Here is a 19329-nt window from a genome sequence, read left to right as displayed (position 1 = left end):
TAATATGTGTAGAATAATTATTTATTAATCATTGTCTTTATTATTTAAACTCCATACGTAAGCAGAAACAAGTTGTATCTTATCTTCATCTAAAATATCCTTCCATGAAGGCATTACGCTAAATCGTCCATTTTTAATTGATTCTGTTACATCAGCACGGGAACCACCATATACCCAAATTTGATCGGTTAAATCTGGTGCACCTAACTTAGAATTACCTTTTCCATCAGTACCATGACAAGCTGAACAGACTATAAAATGCTTTTCTCCTAATTTTGCTTCCCTAGTATTTACTGAACGACCAGAAAGACTTAGTGTGTAGCTAACAAGTGATTTAATGCTTTTATCATCTAAAATATTTTTCCAACCAGGCATTTCACCAATTCTTCCTTGCATTACAGTTTTCACTATATCAGCAGGTTCACCACCATATATCCAAATATTATTTGTAAGATCAGGAAATCCTTTTTGACCACGAGCATCAGAACCATGACACTGTGAACAATTTTGTAAAAAGAGACGCTGTCCTACTTTTAAAGCATTAGGGTTTTTTGCTATGTCAGGCAAAGAACGTAAAATACTAATATCTTCTTCTTGATATGCAAGCTGTTTAAATATTTTATTAAATTTAATATTAGCCTCATCAAGTTCTTTCGCGTATTGGATAAGAGATTTGTTTTTTTGTGATTCTAAGATAGATGCTTTAGATTGTTTTAAAGTTTGTACGGTTTGGTTTGAACTTTTCCACTTTAAAATTCCTTGAAAATTTCCAAGTCCTGGATATAAAATAAGATAGATTATGGAAAAAATAAGAGCACTAATAAATAAATAGACCCACCATCTTGGTAAAGGATTATTGAGTTCTCTAATACCATCATATTCATGACCCATATCTTTCCCATCTTCAATACCTACTTTATTTTTAAGACACCAGAAAAGAAGTGTAGTACAAGCAAGTAAAGTGGAAATAGTGATTGAAAAGATCCAAAAACTCCAAAATATTGTCATTTTGCATTAACTCCTTTTTGTGATGAGGTTTCTGCATCATCATCATCAAAAATTAAGTTGGCAGTCTTAGTAAAATCAGAATCACTTTTTTTTATATAGACCCACCAAAGCAATGCTATAAAGTTAATAAATAAAACAACAGTCCAAATACTGTGAAAAAAAGCCATATCCATTTCCTTATCTCATTCCGTGACCAAGAGATTGTAGATAAGCGATAATAGCATCCATTTCTGTTTTTCCTTCTAGTTCTTTTTGTGCATTTGAGATTTGTTCATCAGTATACGGAACATCAAATTTATTTTTAAAAATTTTAAGTTTCTTTTTAATTAGCGTACTGTCTAAAGTTTTTTTCTCCAACCAAGGGAAAGCAGGCATATTAGATTCTGGAATTAATTGACGTGGATTAAGTAAATGTAGACGATGCCATGTATCTGAATAACGCTGACCAATTCTAGCTAAATCTGGTCCTGTGCGTTTTGAACCCCATAAAAATGGATGTTCCCATACACTTTCACCAGCTAAAGAGTAGTGTCCATAACGTTCAGTTTCTGAACGAAATGGACGAATCATTTGGCTATGACAAACATTGCACCCTTCACGAATGTATATATCACGACCTTCCAATTCTAATGCAGTATAAGGACGTAGATTTTGAATCGGTTCTGTGATTTGTTTTTGAAAAATTAAAGGTATTATTTCAACAAAAGCACCTAGACTAATTGCCAATATGATTAAAATAGCTAGCAAACCAATATTCTTTTCAAGAATTTCGTGACGATTATTAGAATTTAAATTCATTCGAAACTTTCCTATTGTGCTATTTGCTTAATGAATTTCAGACTATATTTTGGTGCATTAATAGTCATATAGGTGTTATAGGCCATTAGTAACATACCAAATAAAAAGATGAAACCACCAGTAAAGCGAATGAAGTAAAATGGGTAAGAAGCCTGTACTGATTCAATAAAACTATACTTTAAAGTTCCATCGGAGTTTACTGCACGCCACATTAACCCTTGTGTTACACCTGATATCCACATTGCTATTATGTAAAGCGTAGTACCAATCATAGCTAGCCAAAAATGAATATTGATTAGTTTAATAGAATACATCCGTTCTTGATTAAATAAATTAGGAATTAAATGATAAATTGCTCCAATAGATATCATAGAAACCCAACCTAATGCACCAGAATGTACATGTCCAATTGTCCAGTCAGTATAATGTGATAGGGCATTTACTGTTTTAATTGACATCATAGGACCTTCAAAAGTGGACATTCCATAAAATGATAGAGAAACGATTAAAAATCGTAATATAGGATCATAACGAAGTTTATGCCATGCACCTGATAATGTCATAATACCGTTAATCATGCCTCCCCATGAAGGAGCAAATAAGATGAGAGACATAACCATACCCAAAGACTGAGTCCAATCAGGCAATGCTGTATAATGTAGGTGGTGTGGCCCTGCCCAAATATATAAAGAAATTAAAGCCCAAAAGTGAAGAATAGAAAGACGGTATGAATAAATTGGACGTTCAGCTTGTTTTGGTACAAAATAATACATCATTCCTAAGAATCCAGCCGTTAATAAAAAACCTACTGCATTATGTCCATACCACCACTGAATCATAGCATCTACTGCACCTGAATAAATAGAGTAGGATTTTCCTATAGAAACAGGAATAGCTGCACTATTGACAATGTGTAGTATAGCAATAGTAATTATAAAAGCTCCATAAAACCAATTTGCTACATAGATATGAGATGTTTTACGTTTTGCAAGCGTTCCAAAGAAAACTATTGCATAAGAAATCCAAACAAAAGCTATAGCAATATCAATTGGCCATTCTAATTCTGCATATTCTTTTGATGAAGTTAAACCTAAAGGTAATGTAAAAATAGATGCAAAAATAATTGCTTGCCATCCCCAAAAAGTAAATTTAACCAGTAATCCACCAAATAATTTCGTTTGGCATGTTCGTTGAACAACATAATAAGATGTTGCAAATAATGTACTAGTAGCAAAAGCAAAAATAACTAAATTAGTATGCAAAGGACGTAGGCGACCATATGTTAACCAAGGTATGTTAAAATTTAGTTCTGGCCAAATTAGTTGAGCGGCAATGAAAACACCAACAGCCATCCCTATAATACCCCAAATAATACTCATAATGCTAAACTGAGACACGATCGTATAGTCGTATTTTTGTTTTAACTGTTTTGTTTGTTCCATTTATATCTTCCTAATTTTAAATTAACTATACCTAAATTATTAAAGAAGTGCATACTATCAGGTAACGTAACTTCTTATAAAAGAAAAGTATTTTAGATATAGTTGAATATCTAATCATAAAGTAATATTTGAAGGAATGACTGTACTGCAATCAATATTTTATATGATGATCAACATAGATTATAAAAGTAAGAATTAATTTATTTTTTCAAAAATAATTATGGTTTATACAATCTTAATAAAAGGTGATTTTTAATTACTATGTATAATATTGTTACACTTTGTAAGATATACTTAATAAAACAGGTTTTAATATTCTTCGTTTATCGCATATAATGTTATCATTCTGATAACATTATAAAATCTTTTTGCAACTTCAACATAAGTTTACAGGGAAGGGTACCCATTTGTCATGTAAAATGTCAATAATCTTTTATTTAGCTTGAAGTAACAATTTGATTTATATATATATTAATTTTATAAGGAGTACCTAAAAAAACTCAAACTCAGATAATAGCATAAACATTACTCATAAAATTTATTGTTATTAAATAATTATTGAATAGAGAATAAGTAACATATTTAGTATTAGATATTAAACAAATATTAGTATATTTATTCTGATACTATTTATTAGCATTGAATATAAATCTAGAAAAGGTAGCTCGTATTAATTTATTATTTATTTGGTAGAAGTAGTTGTTCTATTTATCTTTGGTCACTTTGATTTGGGGTTTCTCATTTAGCTTGGTTGGGGTGTATCTTTCTGATCAAGTAGACCCTTATTTTTCAGTATTAATACGACTTGCACTTTCTTTTTTTTTATTTTCCCCCTTTCTTAAATTTCGAGGCATACCAAAAATATTAATCATAAAATTAATGCTTATTGGTGCCTGTCAGCTAGGATTAATGTATTCCTTTTATTATCAATCTTTTAGATTTATTTCAGTACAAGAAGTTATTTCATTTAGTGTTTTTACTCCCATCTATATCACTCTACTTTATGATTTCTTAAAAGGTTCATTTTCTCTTTATTATTTATTTAGTTCAATTATTTCTTTTTATTATTTATTTAGTTCAATTATTTCTATTATTGCTGTTTTTTTTGTTCAATTTAGATACTTTGAAAATGATTTTTTAGTAGGTTTCTTCATAGTTCAATTTTCAAATCTCTGCTTTGCAATTGGCCAAACTTGTTATAAACATTTTATCGAAGAAGAATGCTTTAAACTTCCACAGAAGAGGATATTTGGTTATTTTTATTGTGGTGCATTATTTGTAGCTATCATTGAATTTATATGGTTAGGGGATTTTAATCGGTTACCATCTAATAGTTTGCAATGGGCAGTACTTATTTATTTAGGATTGATAGCTTCTGGTTTTGGATATTTCATGTGGAATAAAGGAGCATGTATGGTTAATGCAGGGACTTTGGCAGTGATGAATAATGCCTTGATCCCTGTTGGATTAATAGTTAATCTGCTAATTTGGAATAAAGATGTTAACTTAGTTCGAGTTTTAATTAGTGGTTCTGTCCTCTGTCTGGTATTGTTGTTTAATGCAGTATACCTTAAGTAAATGATAGATGTAGTATCTATTCATATTAATAACAGTATATTAAAAGATTTTTAGGGTTTTATCCACATTTTTTGTGGATAAAATTTTGTATAAATTAGGCTATTGAAAGTTAAGAAAGAAAGATAGGTGCTATCTAACTATCCTTCTTTTATGCTTAGTTTTAAATTAAGAGATATAAGTTTAAAGAACAGCTTTAGCTTTATTAACTAATTTAGAAAACGCAACATGATCAAATATTGCAATTTCTGCTAGCATCTTTCGATCAATTTCAATGGATGCTTTTTTCAAGCCATTTATAAAACAACTATAAGATAAACCATTGTTTCGAGCAGCGGCATTGATTCGTGTAATCCAAAGCTGTCGGAATTGACGTTTTTTACAACGACGGTCACGATAAGCATATTGCGCTGCTTTAGTAACTGCCTGAAAAGCTACTCGATAAACACGTGAACGAGCTCCATAGTAGCCCTTAGCTTGTTTTAAAATTTTTTTATGGCGTGCACGTGAACACACACTACGTTTAATTCGTGGCATTAGCTTCTCCCTATTTGAAGAATATCAAAATAATTTAAGTATTTATTATCATGCGCTTGACTGCAGCTACTTCGCATTTTGTAAGGAACGAATTAACTCTTAGTTGACGTTTATTCTTAGTAGTACGTTTAGTGAGAATATGACGTTTAGTCGCATGCTTATACTTAATTCCAGCAGCAGTCTTTTTAAATCTTTTAGCTGCCCCTTTGTTTGTTTTCATTTTATACACAAGAAATAGCCTTCATTTTATAGGGATATATATGAAATATATGATAGATTGATCATCTCACTTTTTCTTTGGAGATAATAGCATTACCATTTGACGAGCTTCTATTTTATTTGGAAAAGATTCTACAATAGCTAATTTTTCTGTATCTCTTTTTAAGCGATTTAAAACGTTTATACCAATATTTTGATGAGCCATTTCACGTCCACGAAATCGAACTGTAATCTTAACTTTATTACCATCTTTTAGAAAACGAAGTAAATTGCGTAGCTTTACATGATAGTCACCGATATCAGTTCCAGGACGAAATTTTATTTCTTTAACCTGAATCTGTTTCTGTTTTCTTTTTTGTTCCTTAGCAGCTTTGTTTTTTTCAAAAAGGAATTTGCCGTAGTCCATTATCCGACAAACTGGCGGCTCAGCATTTGGACTGATTTCTACCAAGTCTATACCTACTTCTAAAGCCATCTCTAAGGCTTTATTAAAAGAAATGATACCCATTGGTTGGCTATTAATACCTATTAAACGAACCTCTTTAACACCACTAATTTCATCATTTAAACGGTGTTGGTCTTGTTGTTTTGCCATCTGTTGGCTACGTTTCCCAGTTTTAATAGTTTATTCCTCCAGATTGAGTTTACGGGCAGAAATTTCAGTTTGAATGTAAGAAACAAAATCAATTAATTTAAATTGACCTAAATTCTTTCCTGCACAATTACGTACAGAAACTTTATTAGATATCATTTCTTGGTCACCACAAATTAACATGTATGAAACACGTTTTAAAGTATGCTCACGGATTTTAAATCCAATTTTTTCATTTCTCAAGTCTGCTTTAGCCCTAATTTCATTTTTTTTTAATTTTCGTGTAATTTGTTGAACATAATTAATCTGTTTATCAGTAATATTTATAACTACTACTTGTTCTGGAGATAACCAGGTTGGAAAAAATCCAGCATATTCCTCAATTAAAATTCCAATAAATCGTTCAATTGAACCCAAAATTGCTCGGTGAATCATAACTGGAGCTAATCGGTTATTGCTTTCATTAATATAAGTTATACCAAAAAGGGTTGGTAAATGAAAATCCAGCTGGATCGTTCCGCATTGCCATGCTCGATTTAAACAATCATACAATGTAAATTCAATTTTAGGTCCATAAAATGCACCTTCTCCTTCTTGAATTTCATATGCAAGTTCCATCTGATCAAGAGACTCTTTCAGTGCATTTTCTGATTGTTCCCACGTACTATCATGACCAATATATTTGTTTGGTCTTGTAGACAATTTTACTGAAATATTTTTAAAACCAAATACCTTATATATATCGTAAACCATATGAATACAATTAGTAACTTCTGTTTGAATTTGCTTTTCTGTACAAAAAATATGTGCATCATCTTGAGTGAAACTACGAATTCGCATAATGCCATGCAGTGCACCTGATGGTTCATTTCGAGTGCACGAACCAAATTCAGCCATACGTAATGGTAAATCACGATAAGATTTTAAGCTTTGATTAAATATTTGTATATGTCCAGGGCAATTCATAGGCTTAATAGCATATTCTTTAGATTCGGAAGATGTTATAAACATTTCATCCATATATTTATCATAGTGTCCAGAACGCTTCCAAATGGTTTTATCCATCATTAAAGGGGTTTTAACTTCTTGATAATCATATTCAATTAATTTTTCTCGAATAAAACATTCTAATTCTCTGAAAATAGACCAACCGTTAGAATGCCAAAATATCATCCCAGGTGCCTCCTGTTGCACATGGAATAATTCTAGGTTTTTTCCTATTTTTCGGTGATCTCGTTTAATAGTTTCTGAAAGGCAAACTAAATGTTTTTTTAGTGATTTTTTATCATGAAAAGCTGTACCATAAATTCGTTGTAACATTTTATTATTACTATTACCACGCCAATAAGCACCAGAAATATTGAGCAAAGCAAAATTTTGACAAAAACCCATGTTAGGGACATGTGGACCACGACACATATCAATATATTCCTGATGATAGTATAAAGCAGGAAATTCATCATGAGAGATATTCTCGTTCAATATTTCAATTTTATACATTTCATGTCGTTTTTGAAAGATATCATAAGCTTGTTGCCAGCTAACTTTTTTCTTAATGACCCAATATTTACTTTTTGCTAATTTCTTCATGCATTGTTCAATTTTTTTTATATCTTCTTGAGTTAAAGAATGATTCGTATCAATATCATAGTAAAAGCCATTATTAATAGTTGGTCCAATTGCCATTTTTGCTTTTGGATAAAGCCTTTTAATAGCGTGCCCTAATAAGTGGGCACATGAATGTCGAACAATTTCTAAACTTTCCTTTTTATCCTTAATTGTAATAATTTTCAGGGTTACATCATTTTTTATTAGATCAGTAGCATCAATAAGAACACCATTAACATGACCAGCAATGGTTATTCTAGCAAGACTTAAAGAAATTGTTTTAGCAACATCTAAAGTTGATACTGGTGTATTAAATTGCCTTTGATTTCCATCAGTTAAATTAATAGTAGGCATTTTTTATCCTTTATAATGATATTTTATGCGAGATACTAAAATAATATTTATTATATTTTCTACAAATTTAGATTGATTAAATCAACTAAATTAATAATAACTACTGATTGATTATTAAGAGAGTCTAGTTTTATTTTTTAGTTAATAATTCATTTGCTATATTTACTATGTTTTCAATAGTAAAACCAAATATTTTAAATAATTGATTAGCTGGCGCTGATTTACCAAATGTTTGCATCCCTATAACCCTACCAGAGAATCCTACATATTTGTACCAAAAATCTGAAATACTTGCTTCAATAGCAATTCGTGCTTTGACATCTGAAGGAAGAACTTGTTCCTGATAGAGTATATCTTGCTTATCAAAAACATCTGTAGCTGGCATTGAAACTACACGAGTTTTTTTCCCTTCGCTATTTAATTTTTCAGCTGCTCTCATTGCTAGTTGAACTTCTGAACCAGTTGCAATGAGAATTAATTTTGGTTTATTAATACAATCCCTTAGAATATATCCACCTTTTTTAATATTCTCAACTTGTTGTGTTGTTCGATTTTGTTGTGTTAAATTTTGACGAGATAAGATAAGAGATGTTGGAGCATTTTTTCTTTCAATTGCTAATTTCCAAGCAACTGCAGATTCTACTTGATCACATGGACGCCATGTACTCATATTTGGTATTAAACGTAGTGATGCAATTTGTTCAATTGGTTGATGAGTTGGTCCATCTTCTCCAAGACCGATAGAGTCATGTGTATATACTTGAATATTTTGAATTTTCATTAATGCAGCCATACGTATTGCATTATGAGCATATTCCATAAACATTAAAAATGTTGCACCATATGGAATAAATCCGCCGTAGAGTGATATACCATTTATAATAGCTGTCATACCAAATTCACGTACACCATAATGAATGTAATTGCCTGATGGATTATTAGAAGAGATAATTTTAGAGTTTGACCATGTAGTTAGATTAGATGGTGAAAGGTCAGCAGATCCTCCTAGTAATTCAGGTAATATTGAACTAAATTCTTCCAATGCGTTTTGTGATGCTTTTCGTGATGCTATGTTTCTCGGATTACACTGCAGGTTAGCGATAATTTTATTTGATCTTTCTTTCCATTCTTTAGGTAATTCACCAATAATTCGACGTTTAAATTCCCTTGCCAGTTTTGGATATTCGTTACCATATGCTACTAACAGATCATTCCAAATTGATTCTTTTAATTTCCCTTTTCCCTTAGCATCCCAAGCATTATAAACTTTTTCTGGAATCTGAAACGGAGAATGTTTCCAATTCAATTTTTTACGTGTATAAGAAATTTCCTTGATACCTAATGGTGCACCATGGCAATTATGAGAAGAAGATTTATTTGGTGAGCCAAAACCAATAATAGTTTTAGTGCAAATTAGGGTAGGGCGAGCTAATTCTGCTTTAGCCTCTTCAATTGCATTATTAATTTCTTTAAAAGAATGACCATTTACCATCGGAATTACATGCCATCCATATGCTTCAAAACGCTTAGCAGTATTATCAGAAAACCATCCTTTTACTTCACCATCTATTGAAATTCCATTGTTATCCCAAATAGCAATAAGTTTTCCGAGACCTAATGTTCCTGCTAAAGAACAAGCTTCGTGAGATATCCCTTCCATCAAACAGCCATCACCTATAAATACATAAGTAAAATGGTCAATAATTCTATATTGCTCTTTATTAAACTTAGCTCCTAAATTTTTTTCAGCTATGGCCATTCCTACAGCATTAGCTAGCCCTTGTCCTAATGGTCCAGTAGTGGTTTCAATACCCGGAGTTTGTCTATATTCTGGATGACCAGGGGTTTTAGAATGTAATTGACGAAATTTTTTTAAATCATCAATTGAAACTGCATAACCAGTTAAGTGTAATACAGAGTATATTAACATTGAAGCGTGACCATTAGATAATACAAAACGATCGCGATTTATCCAGTTTGGATTGAGTGGATTATGGTTTAAATGAAAACGCCAAAGCACTTCGGCTATATCTGCCATACCCATTGGTGCACCTGGATGACCAGAGTTGGCCAATTGTATGGCATCCATGCTTAAAGCACGAATAGCGTTGGCTAAATATCTATGGTTCATATATCACATCCGGGAAATTTTAAATTAGGTAAGAAAAAATTGGGGTTTTAATTGGAATGTTTTATTAGAATCAATAACTAAAGTCTATCTTCAATTATCATCTCTAATTGTTTTTGATCAATTGAAAAATTTCGTATTCCTTCAGTTAATTTTTCTACAGCCATTGGATCATTATTATGTTCCCAAAGAAATTCAGAATGAGTCATCGAAACAGGTCGTTTTTTAGAATTATTTTCATGGATAGACTTCACTAGTTTCCGTGTTACTTTCCCTTTTTCAGATTCTAGTTGTTTTAAAAGTTGAGGGGGAATTGTTAAAGCATCACAACCTGCAAGTTCAAGAATTTGTTTTGTATTCCGAAAACTTGCTCCCATTATAATTGTTTTATAGCTATATTCTTTATAGTAAGAATATATATTAGATACTGATAGAACACCTGGGTCTATTTTAGTTTTGCAATCATGACCTTCTTTTCTTTCATACCAATCCATAATTCGACCAACAAAAGGTGAAATTAAAAAGACATTAGCTTCAGCACATGCACGCGCTTGAGCAAATGAAAATACCAGCGTTAGATTGCAATTAATCCCTTCTTTTTCAAGTTGTTCTGCAGCTCGTATTCCTTCCCAAGTGGCAGCTAATTTGATGAGAATACGATTATTAGAAATTCCCAAATTATTGTAAATTTTTATTAATTTCCTAGCTTTTTCTATGCTTCTATAAGTATCATAAGAAAGTCGGGCATCTACTTCGGTGGAAATACGACCAGGAATTGTTTTAAGAATTTCTTCTCCTATCTTAACAGTGAGAATATCACAAGTACATTGAATTTTTTCTGATTTATTATTGCCTTGAATTTTCCCATATTTAATCGCTTGATAGAGTAATGCTTCATAATTTCTATTTTTGACTGCTTTTAAAATAAGAGATGGATTAGTAGTTGCATCTTTTGGTTTATATTTTTTAATTTCACTAATTTCTCCAGTATCTGCTACGACAGTAACAAGTTTTCGTAGTTGTTCCAATTTATTACTCATATTAAATAATTATCCTTATTTTAAATTCAAGGCTAAGGAATTGACTGACTAGCAGTTATCAACTGATATATTGCCAATGCAGCATAACATTACGTTTGTATTTGTTTTTTTATAATATTTACCATATCCAGCTATTTTCTAGCGGAGTAAATTGGTACTGAATTGGATCTTTTCCATCATAAAACCATATTTCTGCTAATGTATTAGCTTGTATATCATTTACGTAAAAATTTAATGTTGCTTTCCCATTATCTAACGGAGTAGAAAGTATTCTGCTATTTAAATCGGGTATATAATTTCCATTATCATTTATTGAAAACCTGCTGTAAATCGAAAGATGAGCTTTTTCAGTTGAATAAGTGCTAATATCAACAATAACTTCTTTTTCTATAATTGAATTATAATTAAAATCATTAGGTACGACAAGATCAGACATTTTTCTTAGTTTTTCTTCAGAGTTATATGAATCCGAAGACGGTGACAAAGATTCCTTTGTTTGAGTATAGTTATATTCATCATTACTATTGCAAGCTGTAATAAATATTATTAATGTTAATATAATGATCCTTTTTATATTCATAACTATTAATTTTCCTGATTGTAAATCTTATCAGCAATTGCATTAATTTCCAAATGCCAGTTCTGTTTTTCTTGACCAGCTGATTCAGCATATCTAGCAAAATCAGGATAAGCAGTAATCAGATCAACTCGTTCTTGAGGCCACTTCCATTCATTTGTTACCATTAGAGCCCAAGGTAAATTACCAGTCGTTTTAAAGTACCTATTTTCATTAGGATTGCTACTATCAAGGCCAACAGTAAATAAATTAAGCCAATCAAATTGTTCAGTAGGTGCTTGGTCAGCAAGATGTACTTCCCATTTTCTTCCTGGTTGAAAGGTAATTTCTTCACCATGATAGCGGTTTGGTGTTGCAAAAATAAATGGATCATAAGGCATATCTATTAATGTAGATGTATCAGAGTCTTCTTTAGTAAAAATATTTAATTCAAATGAAAAATTAATTAATTCTTGACAGTTTTGTTGAGTACGAAAATATTCACACTGTTTAGGAATAAGCTGAGACATATCATTGGATATTATAAAAATTGCTTCATTGGATATTGTTTCTAATCCATTAGATGCTTGTATTATACCATTGTGTTTCATTGATGTAAGTGAATTATCAATATCTGTTCGATTAAGACCTGAAAGTCGGATTCCAAAACCATTATGATAACCAGCTCCATATGCAGCTAGGTATCCTTGTATTATTATATGATTTATTTTTTTATTCTTTAATGATTCAGTTACACGGTAACGAACTACAAGATCATTCATATCATAATCTGCTTTATGAGGCCAATTATCTTCAAATGCAACAGTGATATAGCCAGATTCATTTGGGTAGTAGCGTACAGCAATCCCATTTTCTGTAATAAGAATTTGATGATCCTCTACTTCACCTTTTTGTGCTCCTCCAAAAAAATCAATATTGGTTTGATCACTGAATCGAAAACGACTCCAAGTAGAACCAATATTTGCATGGTTTGGTACTGGCAATCGTAAAATGTTACTGCCTGATACAAGTTGAAGATCTGAAAATATTTTTTCTTCTAGATCTTGAAAATCTCCATCTTGATTCCAGTCTAACCATGCAGAAAGATAACCGGATCTTGATGCTTGGATAGAAACTAAGGTATCCATACCAGGTTCAATAGCAGTGATAAAAATAATACCATCTTCATCTTTTTGGTTTAGTTTATTGTCATCTAAAGGAGTAAGTAATCCATCTTTTTCACCATCTGGTGGTATTGAACCAAGATAAAAGGAAGAACTAATACCATGACGAGGACCATTAGAATCTAAAAGTGTAGAATAACTATTAGGAGCATCGCCAAAATCAATATTTGAATTTGATTTAACAATAGGTGCATTAGCACAACGAGCACCATCATTTTGACTAGAATATGGTCCATAAGAGAATATTTCAGCTTGAATTGATTCATTATTTAGATTATCGTAATCCGATAGATTGATTCGAAAAATATTACCATCAGAATTTCTAGAAATATAATAATTGCCATTAGAATCAAAATAACCTGCGCCGAATGTTCCTGTTACTCCAATATTACCAATATAGTTTTCTCCACCAGTTTGAGTATCTAGTTGATATAAACCGCCAGTATTGTTATCTACACCATATAATTTTCCGTTAACAGGATGAAAAGCAAAATCTGTTAAGGCTATGGTAGCTACACTGGTAATTTTTTCGAGAACTAAAGTTGCCATTGGATTCTCATCTAAAGGATCTAATTTAATTTGAAATAATCCTTTATTTTGGTGATATAAATATAAAGTATGATTATAAACATCACCAACATAGAATATATGAGATGGAAGTCCTATTACTGTTAAGGCTTCTACTTGAAAATTTTTTCCTAATCGTACAACTCGAAGGTTCATTGTATCATAACCATAAATATACCGATCTTGGTAGTTAAAACCAATAGCATTAATATTGGCATTTACTCCAGTATTTGTTTCAAGCACATTTGTTTTACCAGTTGCTAAATTAACACCGTATACTTGGACAGGATCTCCTTGAAATAAGTATGCTTCGCTAGCACAGGTATCAAATGGTGAAGAAAATATATCATTTGCGAATAATATTATAATAATGAAAAGAATTGACCTATACATAAAATACCTTATCTAAAGAGGAATTAATTTACAAAGTTAGTGCCAGTAAATTATTATCTAAATTAGTAAACTTAATAGGTAAAATTAAGTGTATTTTGCAAATGGCAATTTGTAAAAAAAATCCATATATATTTAGTATAATATATTTGCTTGCTAAGGGCAGTATAGAAAAAAGAAACTGTATATTACCAAGGGGGTTCTGTAGGTGGAAAAAAGTAAAACATTATTAGACCTTAGCCGAGCAGCTAAGTTAGTAAAAAATGCGTTAGAATCTAGCGGGCTAGAAACACCAATGTCTCTTGATCAGTTGAACTTGAATTATAAAGTAAAAAAAGAAAAGATTGAGTATCATATTCGTGAAGTTCTTGGCCTTTTAGGATTAAATTTGATGGACGACAGTTTAAAGGATACTCCATTCCGTGTTGCATCAATGTATATGGATGAAGTGTTTTCTGGTCTGTATTACCAAAATTTTCCTAAAATTACTCTGATTGAGAATAAAATGAATATTACTGAAATGGTTTTTATAAAAAATATTAGTTTAACTAGTACTTGCGAACATCATTTCATCACTATAGATGGAAAAGCAGCTATAGGATACGTTCCAAAAAGGAAAATTATTGGTCTTTCTAAGATAAATCGTATTGTGCATTTTTTCTCAAAAAGGCCTCAGGTTCAAGAACGTATGACAGAACAAATTTTACTTGCATTGCAAACTTTGTTAGAGTCCAGTGATGTCGCAGTTGTTATTGATGCTGTTCATTATTGTGTAAAATCTCGTGGAATTGTAGATGTTACAAGCGAGACAAGTACAACTGCACTTGGGGGCATTTTCAAGAAAAGTAAATCTGCTCGTCAAGAATTTTTTAATAAATCTAGTACGAAATAAAATCTAGAGCACATTATATATATTATGTTAATACTTATCTGATATATCAAAATTGATGGATATTTATTAATTCTTTTTACTTATTAATATTAGAGATATAATATTTTTTATGAAATACAATGGTAAATTAGTTCGTACTGATTTAGAGGGGTTTTTACTTGATTACAAGCAATGGGATATCGGTATGGTTATAATCTTAGCTAAAGAAGAAAATATTGAACTTACTGATGAACATATGGAAGTTATTTATTTTATTAGAGAATTTTATAAAAAGTTTAACATTTCCCCTACAATGAGAATTCTTGTGAAAGCTATTGAAAAGGTTCATGGTAAAACAAAAGGGAATAGTAAGTATCTATTTAAATTATTTAAAAAAGGTCCAGCTCAGCAAGCAGCTAAGCTAGCAGGTCTTCCTAAACCTTCTAGATGCTTGTAATATAAAAAGATAATGTATTTACTATCTCTAATAAACCACTTTTTAGTTCATTTTGAATATTAAAGCAAAATTAGTTTTTTTGTTTTCAGATAATTCAAATAAAACATATTCTATGTGTATCAGATAATGTAAGATCTAGTTTATTTGATAAGAAAGTTTCCTTTCCATACTGAATAATCAATGTCAAGTGATTTTTTCTTAGTTTCGTAATGTTTATTATTAAAGTAACATTTTCGTTGAGCTCGTGTCGCCTAATCCATTTTACTTTTTTAAGCTAAAAGACATACGCTTATCAATCCAATTTAGTAAGAATATTGGATTAAAAAATTTATCAATAGTACTAGTGACTTTATCAGTATAAGTATGCTTAGTAATATTTTCTACTAAATTCCATTTATTTTTTAATTTAAATAGGACCATTTAGATTCTAGTTTTTTAAAATTTTTTTATTTCATATTTAACATGTTTAACATAAAGTTATGGTGTAATTTTTTATCAAAATTTTTATCAAAAAAACAGAATAAAATTGCATTAATAATATTAAAATGCTTTTTAAGCATCTTGGATAATTACTGATCGGAGTTGTTAAGATCGTCCTCATTAACTAACATGCAATCTAAAGAAAATTGGAGTGATTGATAATGCAAAATAAACCTGATTCGTATAGCCGTAATGATCTATTAGATTCTAGCCAAGGCAAGTTATTTGGTTTTGGTTATCCACAATTACCAGCACCAAGCATGCTGATGATAGATAGAGTAACTAAAATTTCTGAAACTTTAGGTGATTTTGGCAAAGGTTTAATATTAGCTGAACTCGATATTACTCCAGACCTTTGGTTTTTTGATTGCCACTTCCTTGATGATCCTGTAATGCCTGGTTGTCTTGGTCTCGATGCGATGTGGCAACTTGTTGGATTCTTTCTTGGATGGATTGGAGGAAAAGGTAAAGGGCGCGCACTAGGTGTTGGTGAAGTTAAGTTTTTAAGCCAAATACTGCCAACTTCAAAAAAAGTAGTTTATGAAATTCATATCAGACGTTCAGTAAAACGTAGATTAGTTATGGGATTAGCTGATGGTCGAGTTTTAGTTGATGGAAAAGAAATTTACTTAGCTAAAGGTCTTAAAGTAGGTTTATTTCAAGATACTTCATCTTTTTAATTTAAAAGTAAAGCAACAAATAAAACAGGTTTTGGTTTTGATCTTTTAAGATTATTTTTTTCTTATTTTTCTTATAAGAAAAATAAATGGGTAGAGCAATGCTAACCATACCAAACTGCCAGCATGTTGTCTTTCAAATGTTTGTATTTCGTCCCATGCACGAGTTTTTATATCTATCTGATTTGTGTTATGAATAGGTATTAATTTAACTGCTACAATGCGTTCTGTTCCGTCACAATGTGAATTATGAGTATAATTATCATATTCTTTTGGATTGTTATTTAAATCAGTACATTTAATTGCTGTACCTGAGATAACTCCTGCATCATTAATATCAGTTGCGTCTAAGATACGATAAAAATTATTTGATGAAGAAGTACCATTAGGTGTATTTAAAGTGTCGCCATAAGTTAAATCATCAAGGAAATAAGCTCGATCATTAAAGATGGATGAACGGATACTATTGGTTCCATTTCCCTGATATGGATAAATAAACGCACGTTTTCGTCTTGGTTTTCCATCTTTTTCTCTTATATTTTCCATATCTAACTGACCAACAATTTCATTATAGTTATTAATAGAACCTACCTTACCTCCTGCTCCATCAAAAAAAATACCACCGGATAAAAAAATAGCATATGGCTCTAAAGCTGAAGCATCATCGATAACAAAAATTCGATTACTAGCTGAACCTTTGTATGGTTTACTGCCTGATCGCTTTGCTGTTCCTATAATAACTAAGTTATTGTTAATGGATTTCGCTACTGAATTACTGTAAATTAATTCACCATTAATTTTAGATTGAGTGTTTTTAATGGGAATAGACAACCAATTACTTGGAGTATCGTAATTTTCAACAGAAGTTTTAAATACAGAAGCATTATAATAGTTGTTTTGTTCGTATGAATTGAAGCCAACACCATAAATATAGCCATCGCTAATAACAATATCTCTCATACTTCCTTGGGCAAGAAACTCATTGCTATTTTCAGTATTGCTTGGCCAATTCAATTCAATTGGCTCTTCTCCATTTTTCCAAATAGCAGCTTTTGAAGTATAATGTACCCCATTTATATTAGATTTTTCACGAGAAATGCTACCAACAGCATAAGTATTTGTATTATCGATTGCCCATGCTCGTCCTTCTTTCCAATCTTTTAATGAGGTATTATTTTTTGGATAAATAGGAGATACTATTCGATTACGAGTTTTTCCTATGATACTTTGATTGCCAATAGGTTTAGCTGAGCTTGTTAATCCGTTAATAACATTGTTTAACTCATTAGGAAAAGCATCAACATGATACTCTACAAATGCCAATGCATTGGAGATTGTGCTACCTTCTAATTCTTTCTTTCTTGCGATCCAGTGTTTATTAGCCCAAGAAGAACACGTAGCGTATAAGAGTTCTTGATAACAATAATTTTCAAAGTCTACATCTTTTTGAATATATTTAAATGATCGATCCATAGAAAACGGTGATTCTTCACGATAATTATAGGCATCAATATGGATTCTTGTTTCGCCTGCTAATGGAAAATCTAGAGATTCGCAATAAGTACCAAAGCAGCCTAGTGCACCTCCTTTAAAACTGGGTAAAATGGCAACACCACGAGTTTGAGTATACTTTCCTAAATTAGATATTTCACTAGGAACTATAACCTCAACAACTTTATATAGTGCTGCGTTAACACTTACTGTCCAAATCATAATGAAAGTTATGTTTGCTGTTTTAAATAATTTATTCTGAAAAATCAATTTTAGAACCTTCGTATAACGATTTGCTTGTGATATAAAGAAAAAATTTTTAAAGATTTTTTATAATTTCTTTTAATAATTTAGGTCCATAATATATAAAACCGGAATAAATCTGAATTAATGTAGCTCCTGAAATCAATTTTTCTCTTGCAGAAATACAAGAATCAACTCCACCTACTCCAATAATTGGGATATCATTACCAAGTTCTTTATGTAAATGAAGAACTATTTTTGTACTAGATGTTTGAATAGGTTTACCACTTAGTCCACCTATTTCATTAGCATATTTCATCCTATTAACAACAGTTTTATCAAGAGTGGTATTTGTAGCAATAACTCCATCAATATTGTTTTTTATTAATGATTGGCAAATTTTACTAATTTCATGAGGATTAAGATCTGGTGAAATTTTAATAGTTAAAGGTACGTACTTTGCATGTTTTTTTAGTAATTCTTTCTGCTTAATCTTCAAAACAGTAAGTAGATTATTTAAAGATTCACCATATTGAAGAGAACGAAGTTTTTCTGTATTAGGAGATGATATATTAATTGTAATATAATCGGCATATTCATATACTTTTTCCATGCAAATTAAGTAATCTTTTTCTGATTTTTCGATTGGTGTGCCTTCATTTTTTCCAATATTAACTCCAAGTACAAAAGAAAATTTAGCAGATTTAATATTTTCTACAAGATGATCGACACCAAGGTTATTAAATCCCATTCTATTTATCATCCCTTGGGCCTCAATGAGTCTAAATAGACGGGGTTTATCATTGCCAAATTGTGGTCTCGGAGTAACAGTTCCTACTTCAACAAATCCAAATCCCATTGCATCCAGAGCTTCTAAACATTCTCCATTTTTATCAAATCCTGCAGCTAAACCAACAGGATTTCTAAAATTTAATCCCATACATTTAATAGGACGATGAGGTAGGCGTTGACGATAAATCCAGTCAAGTGGGGTACCACCAAAATACTTAAGGATTTGAATAATTAGATTATGTGTTTTTTCAGGATCAAAAAGAAACATTAAATCTCTAACTATACGATTCATCATATCTCCAAAACAATATATTAAAAAT

General features: G+C 31.0%; 19 protein-coding genes. 4 read left to right on the top strand and 15 right to left on the bottom strand.

Translation table 11 applies throughout. The annotated features are described in order from the left end of the window. Nucleotides 1-24: 24 nt before the first annotated feature. From ccoP to ccoN, 4 genes are read right to left on the bottom strand one after another with little or no spacing between them, the layout of a single operon-like run. Nucleotides 25-1008 (bottom strand): cytochrome-c oxidase, cbb3-type subunit III, encoded by a 984-nt coding sequence (gene ccoP, locus CF66_RS02510; RefSeq protein ID WP_016503390.1) that lies wholly within the window; start codon nt 1006-1008, stop codon nt 25-27. After that, on the bottom strand, nt 1005-1175 hold the full coding sequence (locus tag CF66_RS02505) for a cbb3-type cytochrome oxidase subunit 3 (protein ID WP_242633028.1): 171 nt from the start codon (nt 1173-1175) through the stop codon (nt 1005-1007). Before CF66_RS02505 ends, ccoP begins: the two co-directional genes overlap by 4 nt. Before the next feature lie 10 nt (nt 1176-1185). Next, entirely contained in the window at nt 1186-1806 is a 621-nt protein-coding gene (ccoO, locus tag CF66_RS02500) for a cytochrome-c oxidase, cbb3-type subunit II (RefSeq protein WP_016503392.1), read from the bottom strand. Nucleotides 1807-1817: 11 nt separating this feature from the next. Continuing rightward, the gene (gene ccoN / locus CF66_RS02495; RefSeq protein WP_016503393.1) at nt 1818-3248 is read right to left on the bottom strand and encodes a cytochrome-c oxidase, cbb3-type subunit I; all 1431 of its coding nucleotides are present in this window, start codon (nt 3246-3248) and stop codon (nt 1818-1820) included. Between the two features lie 699 nt (nt 3249-3947). Here ccoN and CF66_RS02490 point away from each other — a divergent pair. Then, nucleotides 3948-4826 carry an EamA family transporter gene (locus CF66_RS02490; protein ID WP_034411431.1) on the top strand — a complete coding sequence of 293 codons (879 nt, stop codon included), beginning with the start codon at nt 3948-3950 and terminating at the stop codon, nt 4824-4826. A gap of 180 nt (nt 4827-5006) precedes the next feature. On the opposite strand, the gene rplT is transcribed toward CF66_RS02490, so the two are convergent. The 8 genes from rplT to CF66_RS02450 form a co-directional block, all read right to left on the bottom strand. After that, a complete protein-coding gene (gene rplT, locus CF66_RS02485) occupies nt 5007-5360 on the bottom strand; it encodes a 50S ribosomal protein L20 (RefSeq protein ID WP_034411430.1) in 354 nt (117 codons plus the stop codon). Between the two features lie 34 nt (nt 5361-5394). Further along, entirely contained in the window at nt 5395-5589 is a 195-nt protein-coding gene (gene rpmI / locus CF66_RS02480; RefSeq protein WP_034411429.1) for a 50S ribosomal protein L35, read from the bottom strand. 57 nt (nt 5590-5646) lie between these two features. Continuing rightward, complete coding sequence (gene infC, locus CF66_RS02475; protein WP_016503396.1) at nt 5647-6174, bottom strand: translation initiation factor IF-3; 528 nt, start codon at nt 6172-6174, stop codon at nt 5647-5649. A 30-nt stretch (nt 6175-6204) separates the two neighbouring features. Continuing rightward, nucleotides 6205-8133, bottom strand: a complete 1929-nt coding sequence (gene thrS / locus CF66_RS02470; protein WP_016503397.1) for a threonine--tRNA ligase — start codon at nt 8131-8133, stop codon at nt 6205-6207. A gap of 130 nt (nt 8134-8263) precedes the next feature. After that, nucleotides 8264-10264 (bottom strand): transketolase, encoded by a 2001-nt coding sequence (tkt, locus tag CF66_RS02465; protein WP_034411428.1) that lies wholly within the window; start codon nt 10262-10264, stop codon nt 8264-8266. Nucleotides 10265-10341: 77 nt separating this feature from the next. Continuing rightward, a complete protein-coding gene (gene tal, locus CF66_RS02460; RefSeq protein ID WP_016503399.1) occupies nt 10342-11301 on the bottom strand; it encodes a transaldolase in 960 nt (319 codons plus the stop codon). 118 nt (nt 11302-11419) lie between these two features. Further along, nucleotides 11420-11881: a hypothetical protein gene (locus CF66_RS02455; RefSeq protein WP_034411427.1), complete on the bottom strand. Its 462-nt coding sequence runs from the start codon at nt 11879-11881 to the stop codon at nt 11420-11422. Between the two features lie 5 nt (nt 11882-11886). Then, nucleotides 11887-14001, bottom strand: coding sequence for an LruC domain-containing protein (locus tag CF66_RS02450; protein WP_016503400.1), 2115 nt, complete (start codon nt 13999-14001; stop codon nt 11887-11889). 205 nt (nt 14002-14206) lie between these two features. Between CF66_RS02450 and folE the strand changes: the two genes are divergently transcribed. After that, entirely contained in the window at nt 14207-14890 is a 684-nt protein-coding gene (folE, locus tag CF66_RS02445) for a GTP cyclohydrolase I FolE (RefSeq protein ID WP_016503401.1), read from the top strand. A 109-nt stretch (nt 14891-14999) separates the two neighbouring features. Continuing rightward, nucleotides 15000-15326, top strand: coding sequence for a TusE/DsrC/DsvC family sulfur relay protein (locus CF66_RS02440; RefSeq protein ID WP_016503402.1), 327 nt, complete (start codon nt 15000-15002; stop codon nt 15324-15326). Between the two features lie 261 nt (nt 15327-15587). On the opposite strand, the gene CF66_RS02430 is transcribed toward CF66_RS02440, so the two are convergent. Next, entirely contained in the window at nt 15588-15746 is a 159-nt protein-coding gene (locus CF66_RS02430) for a hypothetical protein (protein WP_155993921.1), read from the bottom strand. Nucleotides 15747-15967: 221 nt separating this feature from the next. On the opposite strand from CF66_RS02430, the gene fabA reads away from it, so the two are divergent. Then, on the top strand, nt 15968-16486 hold the full coding sequence (gene fabA / locus CF66_RS02425; protein WP_016503403.1) for a bifunctional 3-hydroxydecanoyl-ACP dehydratase/trans-2-decenoyl-ACP isomerase: 519 nt from the start codon (nt 15968-15970) through the stop codon (nt 16484-16486). A gap of 51 nt (nt 16487-16537) precedes the next feature. Here the strand turns inward: fabA and CF66_RS02420 are convergent, their stop codons facing one another. Both CF66_RS02420 and pyrD read right to left on the bottom strand, forming a co-directional pair. Continuing rightward, nucleotides 16538-18196 (bottom strand): DUF3466 family protein, encoded by a 1659-nt coding sequence (locus CF66_RS02420; RefSeq protein ID WP_052541665.1) that lies wholly within the window; start codon nt 18194-18196, stop codon nt 16538-16540. Between the two features lie 97 nt (nt 18197-18293). Then, entirely contained in the window at nt 18294-19304 is a 1011-nt protein-coding gene (gene pyrD / locus CF66_RS02415) for a quinone-dependent dihydroorotate dehydrogenase (protein ID WP_034411426.1), read from the bottom strand. Nucleotides 19305-19329: the final 25 nt, after the last annotated feature.

It is taken from the genome of Candidatus Photodesmus anomalopis, assembly GCF_000731785.2.
GTDB lineage: Bacteria > Pseudomonadota > Gammaproteobacteria > Enterobacterales > Vibrionaceae > Vibrio > Vibrio anomalopis.
The sequence above is the reverse complement of the archived record's forward strand: the minus strand, read 5'-3'. Positions and strand labels throughout refer to the sequence as shown.

Bases quoted from the DNA above. Each gene is read 5' to 3' on its own strand.
- ccoP (WP_016503390.1), bottom strand. From the start codon at position 1,008: ATGACAATATTTTGGAGTTTTTGGATCTTTTCAATCACTATTTCCACT.
- CF66_RS02505 (WP_242633028.1), bottom strand. From the start codon at position 1,175: ATGGCTTTTTTTCACAGTATTTGGACTGTTGTTTTATTTATTAACTTT.
- ccoO (WP_016503392.1), bottom strand. From the start codon at position 1,806: ATGAATTTAAATTCTAATAATCGTCACGAAATTCTTGAAAAGAATATT.
- ccoN (WP_016503393.1), bottom strand. From the start codon at position 3,248: ATGGAACAAACAAAACAGTTAAAACAAAAATACGACTATACGATCGTG.
- rplT (WP_034411430.1), bottom strand. From the start codon at position 5,360: ATGCCACGAATTAAACGTAGTGTGTGTTCACGTGCACGCCATAAAAAA.
- infC (WP_016503396.1), bottom strand. From the start codon at position 6,174: ATGGCAAAACAACAAGACCAACACCGTTTAAATGATGAAATTAGTGGT.
- thrS (WP_016503397.1), bottom strand. From the start codon at position 8,133: ATGCCTACTATTAATTTAACTGATGGAAATCAAAGGCAATTTAATACA.
- tkt (WP_034411428.1), bottom strand. From the start codon at position 10,264: ATGAACCATAGATATTTAGCCAACGCTATTCGTGCTTTAAGCATGGAT.
- tal (WP_016503399.1), bottom strand. From the start codon at position 11,301: ATGAGTAATAAATTGGAACAACTACGAAAACTTGTTACTGTCGTAGCA.
- CF66_RS02455 (WP_034411427.1), bottom strand. From the start codon at position 11,881: ATGAATATAAAAAGGATCATTATATTAACATTAATAATATTTATTACA.
- CF66_RS02450 (WP_016503400.1), bottom strand. From the start codon at position 14,001: ATGTATAGGTCAATTCTTTTCATTATTATAATATTATTCGCAAATGAT.
- CF66_RS02440 (WP_016503402.1), top strand. From the start codon at position 15,000: ATGAAATACAATGGTAAATTAGTTCGTACTGATTTAGAGGGGTTTTTA.
- CF66_RS02430 (WP_155993921.1), bottom strand. From the start codon at position 15,746: ATGGTCCTATTTAAATTAAAAAATAAATGGAATTTAGTAGAAAATATT.
- fabA (WP_016503403.1), top strand. From the start codon at position 15,968: ATGCAAAATAAACCTGATTCGTATAGCCGTAATGATCTATTAGATTCT.
- CF66_RS02420 (WP_052541665.1), bottom strand. From the start codon at position 18,196: ATGATTTGGACAGTAAGTGTTAACGCAGCACTATATAAAGTTGTTGAG.
- pyrD (WP_034411426.1), bottom strand. From the start codon at position 19,304: ATGATGAATCGTATAGTTAGAGATTTAATGTTTCTTTTTGATCCTGAA.